Annotated in this window: 13 protein-coding genes and 2 pseudogenes; 1 reads left to right on the forward strand and 14 read right to left on the reverse strand. The window is 73.6% G+C overall.

The genetic code is table 11. The features are described from left to right. Positions 1-6: 6 nt before the first annotated feature. Positions 7-213, forward strand: a complete 207-nt coding sequence (locus tag IM697_RS12990; protein ID WP_194047739.1) for a DUF397 domain-containing protein — start codon at positions 7-9, stop codon at positions 211-213. Here the strand turns inward: IM697_RS12990 and cobC are convergent. The 14 genes and pseudogenes from cobC to IM697_RS13055 form a co-directional block, all read right to left on the reverse strand. After that, the gene (cobC, locus tag IM697_RS12995) at positions 171-1238 is read right to left on the reverse strand and encodes an Rv2231c family histidinol phosphate aminotransferase CobC (protein ID WP_194047741.1); all 1068 of its coding nucleotides are present in this window, start codon (positions 1236-1238) and stop codon (positions 171-173) included. The genes IM697_RS12990 and cobC overlap by 43 nt on opposite strands. Further along, complete coding sequence (locus tag IM697_RS13000) at positions 1228-2148, reverse strand: sirohydrochlorin chelatase (RefSeq protein WP_194047743.1); 921 nt, start codon at positions 2146-2148, stop codon at positions 1228-1230. The genes cobC and IM697_RS13000 overlap by 11 nt, the downstream gene beginning before the upstream one ends. Further along, positions 2145-2744: a precorrin-8X methylmutase gene (locus IM697_RS13005; RefSeq protein ID WP_194047745.1), complete on the reverse strand. Its 600-nt coding sequence runs from the start codon at positions 2742-2744 to the stop codon at positions 2145-2147. The genes IM697_RS13000 and IM697_RS13005 overlap by 4 nt, the downstream gene beginning before the upstream one ends. After that, entirely contained in the window at positions 2741-4423 is a 1683-nt protein-coding gene (cobJ, locus tag IM697_RS13010) for a precorrin-3B C(17)-methyltransferase (RefSeq protein WP_194047747.1), read from the reverse strand. Before cobJ ends, IM697_RS13005 begins: the two co-directional genes overlap by 4 nt. Next, complete coding sequence (gene cbiE / locus IM697_RS13015) at positions 4420-5661, reverse strand: precorrin-6y C5,15-methyltransferase (decarboxylating) subunit CbiE (protein WP_194047749.1); 1242 nt, start codon at positions 5659-5661, stop codon at positions 4420-4422. The genes cobJ and cbiE overlap by 4 nt, the downstream gene beginning before the upstream one ends. Continuing rightward, positions 5658-6476, reverse strand: a complete 819-nt coding sequence (gene cobM, locus IM697_RS13020; protein ID WP_194047751.1) for a precorrin-4 C(11)-methyltransferase — start codon at positions 6474-6476, stop codon at positions 5658-5660. The genes cbiE and cobM overlap by 4 nt, the downstream gene beginning before the upstream one ends. 67 nt (positions 6477-6543) lie before the next feature. Then, the gene (cobI, locus tag IM697_RS13025; RefSeq protein WP_194047753.1) at positions 6544-7290 is read right to left on the reverse strand and encodes a precorrin-2 C(20)-methyltransferase; all 747 of its coding nucleotides are present in this window, start codon (positions 7288-7290) and stop codon (positions 6544-6546) included. Beyond that, positions 7275-7877, reverse strand: a pseudogene (locus tag IM697_RS45675) (cobyrinate a,c-diamide synthase); the annotation flags it as partial. The gene cobI and the pseudogene IM697_RS45675, both read right to left, overlap by 16 nt. 108 nt (positions 7878-7985) lie before the next feature. Then, positions 7986-8832: pseudogene (locus IM697_RS45680) on the reverse strand (cobyrinate a,c-diamide synthase); the annotation flags it as partial. Between the two features lie 4 nt (positions 8833-8836). Then, positions 8837-9436 carry a cob(I)yrinic acid a,c-diamide adenosyltransferase gene (cobO, locus tag IM697_RS13035; RefSeq protein WP_194047754.1) on the reverse strand — a complete coding sequence of 200 codons (600 nt, stop codon included), beginning with the start codon at positions 9434-9436 and terminating at the stop codon, positions 8837-8839. Then, positions 9436-11430, reverse strand: a complete 1995-nt coding sequence (locus tag IM697_RS13040; RefSeq protein WP_194047756.1) for a putative cobaltochelatase — start codon at positions 11428-11430, stop codon at positions 9436-9438. The genes cobO and IM697_RS13040 overlap by 1 nt, the downstream gene beginning before the upstream one ends. Next, positions 11427-15083 (reverse strand): cobaltochelatase subunit CobN, encoded by a 3657-nt coding sequence (cobN, locus tag IM697_RS13045; RefSeq protein WP_194047758.1) that lies wholly within the window; start codon positions 15081-15083, stop codon positions 11427-11429. Before cobN ends, IM697_RS13040 begins: the two co-directional genes overlap by 4 nt. After that, complete coding sequence (locus IM697_RS13050) at positions 15080-16591, reverse strand: cobyric acid synthase (protein WP_194047760.1); 1512 nt, start codon at positions 16589-16591, stop codon at positions 15080-15082. Before IM697_RS13050 ends, cobN begins: the two co-directional genes overlap by 4 nt. Beyond that, on the reverse strand, positions 16588-17529 hold the full coding sequence (locus tag IM697_RS13055; RefSeq protein WP_194047762.1) for a cobalamin biosynthesis protein: 942 nt from the start codon (positions 17527-17529) through the stop codon (positions 16588-16590). Before IM697_RS13055 ends, IM697_RS13050 begins: the two co-directional genes overlap by 4 nt. Positions 17530-17576 lie beyond the last annotated feature (47 nt).

Below are 17576 nucleotides of genomic sequence, written 5' to 3' on the forward strand. Positions count from 1 at the left end.
AGCGCCATGAGTACTACCGAACTGGACTGGTTCAAGAGCAGCTACAGCGGCAGTGAGGGCGACAACTGCATCGAAGTCGCCGTGGACCAAGCCATCCACGTGCGCGACTCGAAGCAGCCGGCAGGGGGACAGCTCGCCCTGTCCCCCACCACCTGGTCGGCGTTCGTCGCCTACGCGGCCGACGCCCGCGCCATCGCCCGGTCCAGCGCCTGAAGGAAGGAGCTGGCTGTAGCCCGGTCCCGCACCGCCAGCCGCAGCCACTCCTCACCAAGGCCGGGGAAGGTGTCCCCGCGCCGGACGGCGAACCCCAGATCGCGCAGGTGACGTCTCACCGCGACGGCCCTCGGCAGCCGTACGAGGACGAAGGGGCCCTCGGCGGGTTCCACGACCCGGAGCCCGTCCGAGGCGAACTCGGTGAGTCCCGCCACGAGATGGGCCCGGTCGGCGGCGATGCGGTGGGCCGCGTGGGCCGCCTCCGCCAGGGCCCGGGGGGACACACAGGCCTCGGCGGCGGTGAGCGCCGGGGTGGAGACCGGCCACAGGGGCTGGGCGCGCTCCAGGTCGGAGATCGTGTCCGGGGCGGCCAGGATGTAGCCGATCCGTAGACCGGCCAGACCCCACGTCTTGGTCAGGCTGCGCAGCACCACCAGGCCGGGCACGTCCACGCGCTCCGCCAGCGCCTCCCGCTCACCCGGCACCGCGTCCATGAACGCCTCGTCCACCACCAACGTCCGCCCGGGCCGGGCGAGTTCAGTGACAGAGGCGGCCGGGTGCAGGACCGAGGTCGGGTTCGTCGGGTTGCCGATCACCACCAGGTCGGCGTCCTCGGGGACGGCCGCCGGGTCGAGGCGGAAGCCGTCCGCCTCCCGCAGCAGTACGCGGTCGACCGTGTGGCCGGCGTCCCGCAGGGCCGCCTCCGGCTCTGTGAACTGCGGGTGCACGACCACCGGCCGGCGCACTTTCAGCGCCCGCGCCAGCAGCACGAACGCCTCCGCCGCCCCCGCCGTCAGCAGCACCCGCTCCACCGGGAGGCCATGGCGGGCCGCCACCGCCGCCCGCGCGGGCCGCCCGTCCGGGTAGGCTGCCAGGGAGCCCAGCGACCCCGCGATGCGCTCGCGCAGCCACGCGGGCGGGGTGTCCGCGCGGACGTTCACGGCGAGGTCGACGAGCGCCGAGCCGTCGTCGCGGACCTCGGCGTCGCCGTGGTGGCGCAGGTCGTGCCCGCCCTCAGTGCGCATGCGCGTGTCCGCCGTGATGATGGTGGTGGTGGCCGTCGTCGTCCGGGTGGAAGTGCGGCTGCTGCGGCATCCCCACCTTGTCCTCGAAGCCGGGCAGCGCGATGCGGTACACGCACGAGTCGCAGTTCATCCGCAGGTCGCCCTCGACGGCCTCCTTGTACCGCTCCATCACCAGGTCGAGCAGTTCCGGCTCCGGACCGATCACGTCCGCCGAACGCACCTCGACCTCGGGGTGCGCGTCCGCCCAGCCCTCCGTCTGCTGCCGCACCCGGTCCGGCAGGATGCCGGTGAACAGGAAGTAGGGCAGGACGACGATCCGCTGCGCCCCGAGCCTCGCGCACCGGTCCAGGCCGCTCGGCACGTCCGGCGCCGCCAGCGACACGAACGCCGTCTCCACGCCCGCGTAACCGCGCCCCTCCCACAGCAGCCGCGCCGCCTTGTGCACCTCGGCGTTGGCGTCGGGGTCCGTGGAACCCCGCCCGACCAGCAGCACGGTGACGTCGGCCCGGTCGCCGGGCGTGCGGCTGCCCTCGGTGCCGAGCGCCTCGTCGAGGCGGCGCTCCAGGACGGACAGCAGCGCCGGGTGCGGGCCCAGCGGGCGGCCGTAGGCGTACGAGATCCCGGGGTGCCGCTCCTTCTCGCGGGCCAGCGCGGCCGGGATGTCGCCCTTGGCGTGCCCGGCGGACACCAGCATCAGCGGCACGGCGGCGAACCGGCGTACGCCGCGCTCGACCAGCTCGGTGACGGCCTCGCCCAGCGGCGGCGGGGACAGCTCGATGAAGCCGCCCGCGACGGGCAGTTCGGGGTGGCGGTGCCCCAGCTCCCGTACGAAGTCGCGGAACGCCTCGGCTCCGGCATCGTCCCGGGTGCCATGACCGGCGATGAGCAGGGCGGGCGGCGGGGTGGTCACAGTTTCTCCTCGGGATGGGAAGCGGGGTGGTACGGGTGGTACAGCAGGGCGTTGAGCGCGGCCGAGGCGACCGCCGAACCGCCCTTCTCGGACACGTTGCTCACGGCGGGCAGCCCGCTCTCGCGCAACGCGGCCTTGGACTCGACCGCGCCGACGAAGCCGACGGGCAGGCCGATGACGAGAGCGGGGGCGGCGTCCAGGGTGAGCAGCTCCTCCAGGGCGGTCGGCGCGTTGCCGATCACCCACAGGGCGCCCGGGCCGACCTGCTCGTACGCGAGCCGGACGGCATGAGCCGAGCGGGTCAGCCCGGGACCGGCGACCGCGTCCCGCAGTCGGCAGACGGTCTCGCGGCGCGTGATGCCCGCCGCCACCATCTCCACGTCCACGACCACGGGCGCCCCGGAGTGCAGTGCCGTGTGCGCGGTGGCCAGTTCGCCCTCGTCCATGACGAGATCGGTCGCGTAGTCGAGGTCGGCGGCCGAGTGGATGACCCGCTCCACGACCGCCCGGGTCAGCGGCGGGAAGTGCGAGGTGTCCAGGCGGGCGCGCAGCCGCCGGTAGGACTCCTCCTCGATGGGGTGGACGACGCGCCTCACCTCTGCCCCTCCTGCCAGCGGTAGCCGCGCGGCGTCACCATGCGCCCCGCGATGTCCCGGGTCGCGGTGTTGCCCACGGTCACGACCGTCATCATGTCGACCGACGCCGGGTCCAGGGCGCCCAGCGTCGTGAGCCGGCTGGACTCGTCCGGCCGCGACGCGTTGCGTACGACCCCGACCGGTGTCGTCGGCGCGCGGTGCTCGGCGAGGATCGCGAGCGCCTTGGGAAGCTGCCAGTCGCGGCCGCGTGAACGCGGGTTGTAGAAGGTGACCACGATGTCCGCCTCGGCCGCCGCCCGCACCCGCCGCTCGATGACCTCCCAGGGTGTGTGGAGGTCGGAGAGGCTGATCGACACGTGGTCGTGCCCGAGCGGCGCACCGAGGATCGCGGCGGCGGCGAGCGCTGCCGTCACCCCCGGCACGCCGATCACGTCGATGTCGTCGGACGCCTCGGCGAGCGCCGGGGAGGCCATGGCGTACACGCCCGCGTCCCCACTGCCGATCAGCGCGACGGCCCGCCCCTCGCGGGCCTCCTCGACCGCCGTCCGCGCCCGCTCCTCCTCGGCGCCGAGCCCCGACTCAATGATCCGGGTGCCGGGCCGCAGCAGGTCGCGGATCTGGTCGACGTACTGGTCCAGCCCGACGAGCACCGAGGCCCGCCGCAGCTCCGCCTTCGCGCGCGGCGTCAGCAGGTCACGGGCGCCCGGCCCGAGGCCGACGACCGCGAGCCGTCCGCGCCCGGGCCGCCGTACGACGGCACAGGTCGCCATGGCGGGGCTCGCGGTGGACTTGCGCTTGGGGACGAGGAGTTCACCGCCGCGCACCAGGGCGGCGGCCTCGGCGACCGAGGGGGTGCCCACGGCGGCCAGCGGCGCGTCGGAGGGGTTGGGGACCGCCACGGCGGCCAGCTCGTCGGCCGGGTGGGTGACGAGGGGGACGCCGAGGCGGGCCGCCGCCTCGACGATTCCGGGCTCGCCGGCCTTGGCGTCGACGGTGGCGAGTTCGGCGAGGGAGGCGGGGGAGAGCCCGGCGTCGCCGAGCGCGCCCTCGATCAGTCCGAGGATCTCCTCCACGGGGGCGCCCTTGGAGGCGCCGACACCGACGACGAGCGACGGCGGACGCAGCACGACCTCGCGCTCGGCGGGCTCGACCAGCCGATCCGTGAGCCGGATCGCGTACGCCCCCTCGCCGCCGACCCGGAGCGGCGGCAGGGGCCAGTCGACCTCCGCCTTCAGCGCCACCGGCTCCCCGTCGAGCAGCGCCCGCGAGACCCCGGCGACATCGCCCTCCACCGGGAGGCCGAGGGTGTCGAGGCCGGGCACGTCCACGGCGTCGGTCGCCGTCGTCACCACGGGCTCGGCGCCCAGCAACTCACCGACCTCCCGCGCGAGTTCATTGGCCCCGCCACCGTGCCCGCCGACCAGCGACACGGCGAACCGCCCGCCCTCGTCGACACACACCACACCCGGGTCGGTCGCCTTGTCGCCCAGCAGCGGGGCGATCAGCCGTACGACCGCCCCCGTCGCCAGAAAGCACACGAGCTGCTCGCACTCCGCGAACGCCCGCCGCACGGCGTCCCCGACGGGCCCGTCGTACACCCGCACACGGTCCGGCCACGCCACGGCCAGCCGGTCCCGCGCCGCAGCCCCCGCCGACGTGGCGGAAATGAGGCCGATCACTGGGCAACTCCCTCTCGATCCAGGGGGTTTCTGAGGCCCCACAACAGGAAAACCGGATTGGTCGCCGCCAGCCGGGTCACGTCCCCCGGCAGCGGCGCGAGCCGGGACGACTGCAACAGCACCCCGTCGCAGTCGAACCCGGCGCCGGTCAGCGCCTCGCGCGTGGCCGGGACCCGGTCCAGCGCCGCCATGGCGACGACGACCGAGCGCCTGGCGCGCCGCGCGCACGCGGTGACGATGGCGGGCAGCTCGCGCCCCCCGCCCCCGACGAACACGGCGTCCGGATCGTCGAGGTCGGACAGCACCGTGGGCGCCGCCCCGTGCACCACGTGGACGTCGACGTCGTGCGCGACGGCGTTGGCACGGATCCGCTCCACCCCGTCCCGGGTCTTCTCGACCGCGGTGACGGCGGCACCGAGGCGCGCGCACTCCACGGCCACCGAACCGGAGCCCGCGCCGACGTCCCAGACCAGGTCGCCCAGGCGGGGCCCGAGACGGGCCAGCGCCAGCGCCCGCACCTCGAACTTGGTGATCATCGAGTCACGGTGCGCGAACTCGCCCTCGTCCAGCGCCCACGCGGTGGGCCCGGGGCCCGCCCCGGCGACCGTACGCACACCACCACCCGACGCCCGCGCCGGGTCCAGGCACAGCACGACGCTGACCGACGCGCCCCAGTCCCGGGCGGCGGCCTCCGCGGGCGTCACCCGCTCCACGCGCTCACCGGCGGAGCCCAGCGCCGAGGCGACCACGAGCACGCGCCCCTCGGCCCTGCGGACCAGCGCGGCACCCAGCTCGGCGGGCCCGGCACCCGGACCGGTCAGCACGGCCACCTTCGGACGCGCCCGGCAGACGTTCACGGCCGTGTGCAGATCCCGCCCGTGCGCGCTGACGACGACCGCGTCGTCCCAGGTCAGCCCGATCCGCGCGAACGCGGCGGCCAGGGAGGACACCCCCGGCCGCACATCCAGCCGCTCCGGCCCGAACCGCTCGGCCAGCACCCGCACGATCCCGAAGAACCCCGGGTCGCCGGAGGCCAGCACGACCACGCGCCGATCCTTCTCGACGTACTCCGCGATGACGTCGAGGGCGGGAGCCAGCGCCCCCAGCACGACCCGCTCGACGCCCTCGGCCGGCCGTACGGCATCCAGATGCCGCCGCCCGCCGACGACCAGCTCCGCCCCGCCGAGCACGTCCTCGTCGAGCGGCGCCCCCGTCCCCGTACCGACGACGGTGATCACGTACTGGCCCCCTTCTCGCGCAGCGCCCGGCGGGCCTCCGGGTCCGCCTTGCGGTACCCGTGGAAGTGGCCGGGGTGGTACAGGTGCGAGCGCGTGCCGTGCGCGTCGAGGGCCGGGCCGACCAGGAACAGGGTGTGCTTCCAGAGCTTGTGCTCCTTGACGGTCTCCTCCAGGGTCCCGACCGTGCACTTCACGATCAGTTCCTCCGGCCAGGTCGCCTGATAGGCGACGACGACCGGCGTGGACGTCGGATACCCGCCCTCCAGCAGCTCCCGCACCAACTGTCCGCTGCGGGCGGCCGACAGGAAGACCGCCATCGTGGTGCCGTGCTTGGCGAACTCCCTGACCTCCTCCCCGGGCGGCATCGGCGTCTTGCCGCCACCGAGCCGGGTGAGCACCACGGACTGCGCGACCTCGGGGATGGTCAGCTCTCGCCGGGCCAGCGCGGCCACGGCGGAGAAGGCGGAGACCCCGGGCACCACCTCGGTGGCGACACCGAGCGCGGCACACCGGTCGAGCTGCTCCTGGGTGCCGCCCCACAGGGCCGGGTCGCCGGAGTGAATGCGGGCGACGCTCAGGCCCTCCGCCCGGGCCCGCTCGTACACGGCGACGACGTCTTCGAGCGACATCGTGGCCGAGTCGAGGATCTCGGCGTCCTCACGCGCGTGCTGGAGGACCTCCGCCTGGACCAGGCTGGCCGCCCAGATCACGATGTCGGCCTCGGCGATGGCGCGCGCGGCGCGGAACGTCAGCAGATCGGCGGCGCCGGGGCCGGCACCGACGAAGGTCACCTTGCCGGTGGGGGCATCGGCCATGGGGGATCGGTCCTCTCCTACAGGGGGCAGCGGGGTTGGTGTCGGGCGCGTTGCGTGGGGCGGGGCGTCAGAGCTTGCCGCCCCGCCCGCCGTCGCGCCGGGCGGGTGCGATGAGCGTCGACAGGTAGGGGAGAGGGGCGTCGTCGAGCTCGGCCGCCGGCCGGATCGACTCCTCCGCCAGCCCCAGCGCCGACCCCCACACCGCGTCGTCGATCCGCCCGGTCTGCCGCAGCGCCTCGGCGACCTCGGCCGCCTGCCGCCCGAACTTGTAGGCGACGACGGTCCCGGGCCCGGCGAGCGCCTCCTTCAGCACCGTCGCCCCCGCCGTGACGGGTACGAGCGTGAGCGGCTCGGTCCCCTCGGTGAGCACCGCACCCGACCGCGCGGCGAGGTCCTGCATGGCGGTGATGCCGGGCACGGTCTCGACGGCGGTGCCGGGCGACAACTCGCCGATGGTCTGGGCGAGGTAGGTGAAGGTGGAGTAGACGTTGGGGTCGCCGATGGTGGCGAACGCGACGACGGGATGCTCGGCGAGCAGCCGGGCGACACGCTCACCGGCCGCGTCCCAGGCGGCCTCGCGCCGCCCCCGGTCGGTCCGCTCGTTGAGCGCGAACACCACGCGTACGACCTTCTCCTCGGGGACGTAGTGCAGCACGGTCGCCTCGGCCCGCCCCCGCTCGCCGGTGTCCATCACGGGCACGACGACGACATCGGCGGCGCGCAGAGCGTTGACGCCCTTGACGGTCACCAGCTCCGGATCGCCGGGACCGACCCCGACTCCGACCAACCTGCTGCTGCTCATGACGTCCGGCACCTCTCCACGAACCGACGGGCGACACCGGGCTGCGAGGCCCAGTGCGTGTGCAGATAACTCGCGTGCACGCCCTGCTGTACGAAACCTTCGACCCGCCGCCGCGGGCTGCGCGTCCCCCAGGCCGGAGCGTCCCCCGAACCGGGCTCGACGACCGTCCGGTGAAACTCGTGCCCCCGCATCCGCGTCCCGGCCACGGCGAGGGAACTGTCGCTGACGGCGACCGCGTCCCGATACCCGAGGGTGAGCCGCTCACTCATCCGCGCCCGCGAGTCGAGCACCCCGCACATGGGCCGCCCGTCCAGCTCACGGCACAGATAGAGCAGCCCCGCACACTCGGCGGCGACGGGAGCACCGCTCTGCGCGAGGGCGCCGACAGCCTTGCGCAGCGGCTCATTGGCGGACAGCTCGGCGGCGTACACCTCGGGAAACCCGCCGCCGATGACCAAGCCACGGGTGCCGTCGGGGAGTTCCTCGTCCCGCAGCGGATCGAAGGGGACGACTTCGGCACCGGCGGCGGTGAGAAGTTCGGCGTGCTCGGCGTAGGAGAAGGTGAAGGCGGGACCGCCGGCGACAGCAACTCGTACGCGCCGGTCCGCACCCTTGAGCTCACCGGGCGTTTGGGACGGAGGCTGCACCGTCCCCAGCCCCCACCCACCCGCCGGGGTCTCGCCTTCTGGGCGCCGGTCCGCACCCCCCAGCCCGTCCGGCGTTTGAGGACGAGGCCCTTCGGGCCGAAAGCGGGGGTCCGGGGGCGCAGCCCCGGGTCGGGACGGGAAGGGGCGGCGGGGGCGAGGAAACCAGGACCTCAGCCGCATCCCAAGCCGCACACGACAACGCACCCGCACTTCGCGCCAGCGCGACCAACGCCTCCAGATCGCACCCTGCGGAAACCTGCGCCGCCATCGCCGCCACGGCCTCCACAGCGCCGGCCCGCCGCTCCGCGACCGGCACCAACCCCAGATGCCGCGAAGGCGTATCCACCTGAGCCGCCCGCCTCAGCACCCCCAGCACGGGCACCCCGGCCGCGTCCAACGCCTCCCGCAGCAACTCCTCGTGCCGATCCGACGCGACCTTGTTGAGGATCACGCCCCCGACCCGCACCTGCGGATCCCAGGACGCGAAGCCATGCACGAGCGCCGCAACGGACCGCGACTGCGACGACGCGTCGACCACGAGCACGACCGGCGCCCGCAGCAGCTTGGCGACCTGCGCGGTGGACGCCAGCTCACCCTCCCCCGCGGCCCCGTCGTACAGCCCCATCACGCCCTCGACGACGGCGATGTCACACCCAAGCGCCCCATGCAGGAACAACGGCCCGACCAACTCCGGCCCGCACAGATACGCGTCGAGATTTCGCCCCACCCGCCCGCTCGCGAGCGCGTGATACCCGGGGTCGATGTAGTCCGGCCCGACCTTGTGCGGAGACACGGCGAGCCCCCGCGCGGCGAACGCGGCCATCAGCCCCGTGGCGACGGTGGTCTTGCCGCTGCCGGAGGACGGCGCGGCGATGACCAGCCGAGGGACGGAGGAGGAGTTCGTCACGCCATCACCACTCGATGCCTCGCTGGCCCTTCTGACCCGCGTCCATCGGATGCTTGACCTTGGACATGTCGGTCACGAGATCGGCGAAGCCGACCAGCTTCTCGGGCGCGTTCCGCCCGGTGATCACGACATGCTGGGTACCCGGCCGGTTCCGCAGCACGTCGATCACCTCATCGGTGTCGACCCACCCCCAGTGCATGGGGTACGCGAACTCGTCCAGCACGTACAGCTTGTACGTCTCGGCGGCCAGATCCCGCTTGACCTGCTCCCAGCCCTCCCGGGCCTTCTCCTCGTTGTCCATCTGGGCATCCCGCTGCACCCACGACCAGCCCTCACCCATCTTGTGCCAGTCGACGGAGCCGCCCTCCCCGGACGCCCCCAGCACCCGGAGTGCGTTCTCCTCGCCGACCTTCCACTTGGCGGACTTCACGAACTGGAACACGCCGATGGGCCACCCCTGATTCCAGGCCCGCAGCGCGAGCCCGAAAGCGGCGGTGGACTTTCCCTTGCCCACCCCCGTATGCACGACGACCAGCGGTCGATTGCGCCGCTGTCGCGTCGTCAGCCCGTCATCCGGTACGACACTCGGCTGTCCCTTCGGCATTACGCGGCCCTCCTCTGTACGTCCTTCACCAGTCCGGCGATCGAGTCCGCCCGCAGCTCGTCCAGCGTCACGGCCGTACCCCCCAGCTCACCGGCCAACTGCCCGGCCAGCCCGAGCCGCACGGGCCCCGACTCACAGTCGACGACCACGGAGGCGACCCCGTCGGCGGCGAACAGCCGAGCGGCCCGCCCCGCCAACACCACCGGCTCGGGCCCACCGGTGGCCCGCCCGTCGGTCACCACGACCACCAGCGCCCGCCGGGCGGGATCCCGCAGCCGCTCCACCCGCAGCACCTCATGGGCGCGCAGCAACCCGGCCGCGAGCGGCGTCCGCCCACCCGTCGGCAGCGACTCCAGCCGAGCCGCGGCCGCGTCCACGGACGAGGTCGGCGGCAGCGCCACATCGGCGGCCGACCCCCGGAACGTCACCAGCCCCACCTTGTCCCGCCGCTGATAGGCGTCCAGCAACAGCGACAGCACGGCCCCCTTCACCGCGCTCATCCGCTGCCGGGCCGCCATCGACCCGGAGGCGTCCACGACGAACAGCACGAGATTGCCCTCGCGCCCCTCCCGGACCGCCTGCCGCAGATCGTCCCGGCGCACCACCAGCCCGCGCCCCGACCGTCCCCGCGCCCGCTGGTGCGGAGCCGCCGCCTGCACGGTGGCCGCCAGGTGCAGCTTGGTCAGCGCCCCTTGGGGCCGCCGGGCCCCCGTGGTCCGCCCGTGCTCGGTCCGCGCCCGCGAACGCCGCCCGGCGGCACCCTCACCGATGCCCGGCACGCTCAGCACCTTGGCGCGGAAGGGTTCCGAGGCCCGTACGGGAGTCTGCTCGCCGGCCCCGGAAGCCTGCGGCTCCCCGTCCTCGCCGGCCTCGGGACGGGCGCCGGAGCCGCCATCGCCCTGCGGTCCCTCGGAGGGCGGCTGCCCACCACCCCCACCACCGGGCCCGTCCGGATCAGGGTCCGGATCCTCCTCCTCGGAACCCCCGAACTCCTCCAGGGTCTCGTCCAGCTTGTCCTCGTCCAGGCCGGGCGCGTCGAAGGGATTACGGCGCCTGCGGTGCGGCAGCGCGAGCAGCGCCGCCTGCCGTACGTCCTCGGCGAGCACATCGGTCCGCCCGGCCCACGCCGCGAGCGCGGTGGCCGTACGGGCCATCACGATGTCGGCCCGCATCCCGTCCACCTCGAACGCGGCGCAGGTCGCCGCGATCTGCCGCAGCGCCCCGTCGCCCAGCCGCACCGAGGGCAGCAACTCCCGTGCGGCGACGATGCGCTGCCGTACGGCGGCCTCCTCGTCCGCCCACCGCGCGGCGAAGGCGGCCGGATCGTCGTCGTACGCCAGCCGCCGCCGCACGACCTCCACCCGCTGGTCCGGTTCCCGCGAGGCCGCGACCTCGACGGTCAGCCCGAACCGGTCGAGCAACTGCGGCCGCAGCTCGCCCTCCTCGGGGTTCATGGTGCCGACGAGGAGGAAGCGGGCGGCGTGCCGGACCGACACGCCCTCGCGCTCGACGTACGACGCGCCCATCGCCGCCGCGTCCAGCAGCAGGTCGACCAGGTGGTCATGGAGGAGGTTGACCTCGTCGACGTACAGGATTCCGCGGTGGGCGTCGGCGAGGAGCCCCGGCTCGAAGGCCTTGACGCCCTCGGCCAGCGCCCGCTCGATGTCCAGCGCGCCGACCAGCCGGTCCTCGGAGGCGCCGACGGGGAGTTCGACCATACGGGCGGGGCGGCGGGTGGTCGCCCCCGTCTCCTCGTGCGGCCCGTCGGGGCACGCGGGGTCGGGGGAGGCGGGGTCGCAGGAGAAACGGCACCCCGGGATCACCGGGACCTGCGGCATCAGCGCCGACAGCGCGCGTACGGCCGTCGACTTGGCGGTGCCCTTCTCGCCGCGCACCAGCACACCGCCGACCGCTGGCGACACGGCGTTCAGCAGCAGCGCGAGCCGCAGGTCGTCCTGGCCGACAACGGCCGTAAAGGGGAAGGGGGTTGTCACTTCTCGTCGCCCTCCAAGTCGCCTTCCAGCTCCAGGTACGTGGCGCGCAGCCGCTCCAGCGTGTCGGCGTCCGGCTCGGCCCACAGCCCGCGGTCGGCGGCCTCAAGAAGCCGCTCGGTGATGCCGCGCAGCGCCCACGGGTTGGACTTCTTCATGAAGTCCCGGTTCTCGGCGTCGAAGACGTATTCCGCGCTGAGCTTCTCGTACATCCAGTCGTCGACCACGCCCGCCGTGGCGTCGTACCCGAAGAGGTAGTCCACGGTCGCCGCCATCTCGAAGGCGCCCTTGTAGCCGTGCTGGCGCATGGCGGCCATCCAGCGCGGGTTGACCACACGGGCGCGGAAGACACGGTGGGTCTCCTCGCCCAGGGTGCGGGTCTTCACCTGGTCGGGCACGGCGGAGTCACCGACGTACGCCTCCGGGTTGGCGCCCGTCAGGTGCCGCACCATGGCGACCATGCCGCCGTGGTACTGGAAGTAGTCGTCGGCGTCGACCAGGTCGTGCTCGCGGGTGTCGACGTTCTTCGCGGCGACCGCGATCCGCTTGAACGCGGTCTCCATGTCCCCGCGCGCCGCCCGCCCGTCCAGCCCACGCCCGTAGGCGTAGCCGCCCCAGACGGCGTACACCTCGGCCAGGTCGGCGTCCGAGCGCCAGTTGCGGGCGTCGATCAGCGGCAGCAGACCGGCGCCGTACGCGCCCGGCTTGGAGCCGAAGATACGGGCCGTGGCCCTGCGCCGGTCACCGTGCTCGGCGCTGTCCTCGTCGGCGTGCGCCTTCACGAAGTTGCTCTCGGCGGGCTCGTCCAGCTCCGCGACCTTGCGCACGGCGTCGTCGATCAGGCCGACGACGTGCGGGAACGCGTCCCGGAAGAACCCGGAGATACGGACGGTGACGTCGATGCGCGGGCGCCCCAGCTCCTCAAGGCCGATCACCTCGAAGCCGGTCACCCGGCGCGAGGCGTCGTCCCACACCGGACGGCAGCCCAGCAGCGCCAGGATCTCGGCGATGTCGTCGCCCTGGGTGCGCATCGCGGACGTGCCCCACACCGTCAGGCCGACGGACTTCGGGTACTCGCCCGTGTCCTGCAGATACCGCTGCACCAGCGAGTCCGCGAGCGACTGCCCGACCTCCCAGCTCAGCCTGGACGGGATGGCCTTGGGGTCGACGGAGTAGAAGTTCCGGCCGGTGGGGAGGACGTTGACCAGTCCGCGTGTCGGGGAGCCCGACGGGCCCGCCGGGACGTAACCGCCGTCGAGCGCCTTGAGGATGTGGCCGATCTCGTCGGTGGTGCGGGCCAGGCGCGGGACGACCTCGGTGCAGGCGAACTCCAGCACGGCGACGGCCTCGGGGAGTTCGGTGCCGAGGACGTCACGGATGAGGGAACGGCTCTCCGCGACCGCCCAGTCGCGCTCCTCCATGCCCTCCGCGATCCGCCGGCACAGCTGCTCCAGCAGGTCGATGGCGTCGGCGGCCGTGCGGGACGGGCCCTCGACCAGGTCCGTCAGCTCGACCGGCAGCTTCGTCGGCGCGCCCGGCTCGGCGAGCAGTTCCTTCTCGACCAGCCCGAAGTGCTCGGCCAGCGAGGCCCGCAGCCCCGGCAGCGCGTTCGCCTGCCCGCCCCACACCTGCGAGGCGCGCAGCACGGCGAGCACCAGGTTCACCCGGGGCTCACCGACCGGGCCGCCGCCGAGGATGTGCAGCCCGTCGCGGATCTGCACGTCCTTGATCTCGCACAGATAGCCGTCGATGTGCATGACGAACTCGTCGAAGTCGTCGTCCTCCGGCTGCTCGTCCACATGCAGGTCGTGGTGCAGCTCGGCCGCCTTGACCAGCGTCCAGATCTGGGCGCGCACGGCCGGCGCCTTCGTCGGGTCCAGGTCGGAGACGAGCGCGTACTCGTCCAGGAGCTGCTCCAGCTTGGCCAGGTCGCCGTAGGTGTCGGCGCGGGCCATCGGCGGCACGAGGTGGTCGACGACGGTGGCGTGGCCACGGCGCTTGGCCTGGGTGCCCTCGCCGGGGTCGTTGACGATGAACGGGTAGATCAGCGGCAGGTCACCGAGGACGGCGTCCGGAGCACAACCGCCGCTGAGGCCGAGGCCCTTGCCGGGCAGCCACTCCATCGTGCCGTGCTTGCCCATGTGCACGATCGCGTCCGCGCCGAAGCTGTTCTCCAGCCACCGGTAGGCCGCCATGTAGTGGTGCGACGGCGGCATGTCCGGGTCGTGGTAGATCGCGATCGGGTTCTCGCCGAAGCCGCGCGGCGGCTGGATCATGACCACGACGTTCCCGAACTGCAGCGAGGCGAGCACGATGTCGTCCCCGTCGACGTACAGCGAACCCGGCGGCTCGCCCCACGCCTCGGTCATCGCGTCCCTCAGCTCCGGGTCGAGCTTGTCGAACCAGGCCCGATAGTCCGCCAGCGGCACACGCGCGGGCGCGGCGGCCAACTGGTCCTCGGTCAGCCATTCGACGTCGTGACCGCCCGCCTCGATGAGCCGGTGGATCAGCTCGTCGCCGTTGTCGGGGTACTCGGTGAGGCCGTACCCGGCGTCCTTGAGCGCGTCCAGGACCCGCACGGCCGAAGCGGGCGTGTCGAGGCCGACCGCGTTGCCGACGCGCGAGTGCTTCGTCGGGTAGGCGGTGAAGACGAGCGCCAGCTTCTTCTCGGCGTTCGGCTTGTGCCTCAACCGCGCGTGCCGTACGGCGATCCCGGCGACGCGCCCGGCCCGCTCGGGGTCGGCGACGTAGACGGGAACGTCGTCGGGCCCCTGCTCCTTGAAGGAGAACGGGACGGTGACGATGCGCCCGTCGAACTCCGGGATCGCGACCTGCATCGCCGCGTCCATGGGGGAGAGCGCGGCGTCGGACTCGTCCCAGGCGGCCCGCGACGAGGTCAGGCAAAGCCCTTGCAGCACCGGCACGTCGAGTTCGGCGAGCCTGCCGATGTCCCACGCCTCCTCGTCGCCGCCCGCGGAGGCCTGCGAGGCGTGTGTGCCGCCGGCGGCGAGGACGGTGGCGACCAGGGCGTCGGCCTTGGCGAGGATCTCGTACAGCCCCTCGTCCGCGCCGCGCAGCGAACCGCAGTACACGGGAAGGGCGTTGGCGCCGTGCGCCTCGACGGCGTCGCACAGGGTGTCCACGAAGGCGGTGTTGCCGCTGAGTTCATGGGCCCGGTAGAAGAGGACGCCGACGGTCGGGCGGTCCGCGTGGACCGTACGGTCGCCGTGGACGCCGTACTCCGGCATCTTCTGCGGCTCGACGAACCCCTCGCCCGTCAGCAGCACGGTGTCGGAGAGGAACCGGGCGAGCTCGGTGAGGTTGGCGGGCCCGCCCTCCACGAGGTACTTCAGCGCCTCGGCCACCACACCGGCCGGGACGGACGACTCGGCCATCAGCTCCGCGTCCGGTACGGCCTCGCCGCCCAGCAGCACGGTCGGGACACCCGACGCCTTCAGCACGGCGAGCCCGTCCTCCCAGGCCCGCTTGCCGCCCAGCAGCCGTACGACGGCGATGTCCGCGCCGTCGAGCAGCGCGGGCAGCTCGCTCTCGACGTCCACGCGGGTCGGGTTGCCGATCCGGTAGTCCGCACCGGAGGCGGCGCGGGCCGCCAGCAGATCCGTGTCGGCGGTCGACAACAACAACACTGTGCTCATGCGGGCGCTCCCGGTGGAATGAAAGGCAGTCCTTGCGGCGCGCCCGACTCGATGAGCCGCCAGAGCGCGTCCGTGTCCGCGTGCTGTTCGATCAGATCGCCGAGCCGGTCGAGCTGCTCCTCGCGCAGCGCGGCGAACGAGGTGTCGGGGGCCGGCACGAAGCGGCGGCCCGCGGCGGCGGCCACCTCCCGCAGGAAGGCCCGCCGGAAGCCGTCCGACTCCAGCGAGCCGTGCCAGTGCGTGCCCCAGGTCTGGCCGACCCGGCAGCCGTCGAGGAAGGGTTCACCGCCTGCTGTTTCGGCGACCCCGTGATGGATCTCGTATCCCTCGACCGCCTCGCCCAGGGCCGTGCCCACCGGCCGCGTGAGGGTCTTCTCCCGGGCGAACCGCACCCGCACGGGCAGCACCCCGAGCCCCTCGACGTGCCCGCGCCGGCTCTCCACGTCGTCCTCGATGTGCTCGCCGAGGACCTGGAAGCCACCGCAGACGCCGAGGATCGGCCGCTGCTCGGCGGCCCTGCGGACGAGGGCCTCGGCCAGCCCGCGCTCCCGCAGCCACTCCAGGGCGCGGACCGTCCCCCGGGTGCCGGGGACGACGACGAGATCCGCGTCGGCCAGCTCCTCCGGCCGGTCCACGAACCGCACGACGACGCCCGGTTCGGCGGCGAGGGCGTCCACGTCGGTGAAGTTGGACATCAGCGGGACGGCGCACACGGCGACGCGCAGCACGTCCTCGCCGACGGGGGAGGAGACCTGGGACTCCCGGACGGCGCCCCGCAGCGAGACCCGCAGCCCGTCCTCCTCGTCGATCCCCAGCCCGTGCCGGAAGGGCAGAACACCGTAGGTGGGCCGTCCGGTGAGCCCGTGGAGCATGTCGAGGCCGGGTTCGAGCAGCGAGACGTCACCGCGGAACTTGTTGACGAGGAACCCGGCGATCAGTCTCTGGTCCTCCTCCGACAGCAGCGCGACGGTCCCGAAGAAGGAGGCGAAGACCCCGCCGCGGTCGATGTCGCCCACGACCAGCACGGGCAGCCCGGCATTCCGGGCGATCCCCATGTTCACGATGTCGGTCCGCCGCAGATTGATCTCCGCCGGACTCCCCGCCCCCTCACAGATCACCGCGTCATACGTGCCCCGGAGTTCGGCAAGACAGTCGAGCACGGTCCCGAGAAGCTTCTGCTGCCGCCCGCCGTGGTACCCGCGCGCGCTCAGCTCGCCGACCGGCTTGCCGAGCAGCACGACCTGACTGCTCTGCTCGCCACCGGGCTTGAGCAGCACGGGATTCATGAGCGCGGTCGGCTCGACGCGACAGGCCTGGGCCTGCATGGCCTGCGCCCGCCCGATCTCGGCGCCCTCCTTGGTGACGAACGAGTTGAGGGACATGTTCTGCGCCTTGAACGGCGCGACCTTCACGCCCTGCCGCACCAGCCACCGACAGATCCCGGCGGTCACGACGCTCTTGCCGGCGTCGGAGGTGGTCCCGGCGACGAGCAGCCCGCCGCCCGTCATGACGTACGCCCCTTCGCGACACGGCGCGCGGCGACACAGACGCCGAGCGCCAGCCAGCCGACGCGCTTCGACAGCCGTACGGCACGTTCGATGTCGGGCGTGCCGACGCTTCGCCCGGCCTCATTGAGCACGGGCCGATGCTCGACCCGCCCGCCGTAGGACAGCGTCCCGCCGAGCCGAACGCCGAGCGCCCCCGCGAACGCGGCCTCGACGGGCCCGGCGTTGGGGCTCGGGTGCTGGGCGGCATCGGCACGCCAGGCCCGTACCGCTCCCCGGGGATCACCCCCGGCGACGGCGGCGAGCACGGCGGTCAGCCGCGCCCCCGGCCAGCCGGCCAGGTCGTCGAGCCGGGCCGAAGCCCAGCCGTACCGCCGGTACTTGGGCGACCTGTGCCCGACCATGGCGTCGAGCGTGTTCACCGCACGGAACCCGACAAGCCCCGGCACCCCGCCGACGGCCCCCCACACCAGCGCCCCCACCACCGCGTCGGAGGTGTTCTCGGCCACGGACTCCACGACCGCGCGCGCGATCCCGTCCGCGTCCAGCGCCTGCGGATCCCGCCCGCACAGATGCGGCAAGCGCGCCCGCGCCGCCTCGACGTCCCCCGCCTCCAGGGCCCGTCCGATGGCCCGCGCCTCCCGGGCGAGCGAGGTCCCGCCGACGACGGCCCAGGTGGCGGCGCCGGTCAGCGCGACGGAGGCGGCGGGAGACGTGCGTACGACACGCGCGGCGAGCGCCCCGGCGGCGACGGCGCCACCGGCGCACACGGCGGTGTGCGCCGCACCCCACGCGCGGTCGTCGCGCCACAACACCTTCTCCACGGCAGCGGCGGCCCGACCGAACGCGGCGACCGGATGCCCCCGGCGGGGATCGCCGAGCAGCAGATCGCCGAGGAGCCCGGCGGCGGCGCCGTACGCGAAAACGCGATCGGCTCGCATCGGGGTCAGCCGACCGTGAGGTCAGACGTGGGTCTGCTACTGCGTGT

The sequence above is a fragment of the Streptomyces ferrugineus genome, assembly GCF_015160855.1.
GTDB classification, from domain to species: domain Bacteria; phylum Actinomycetota; class Actinomycetes; order Streptomycetales; family Streptomycetaceae; genus Streptomyces; species Streptomyces ferrugineus.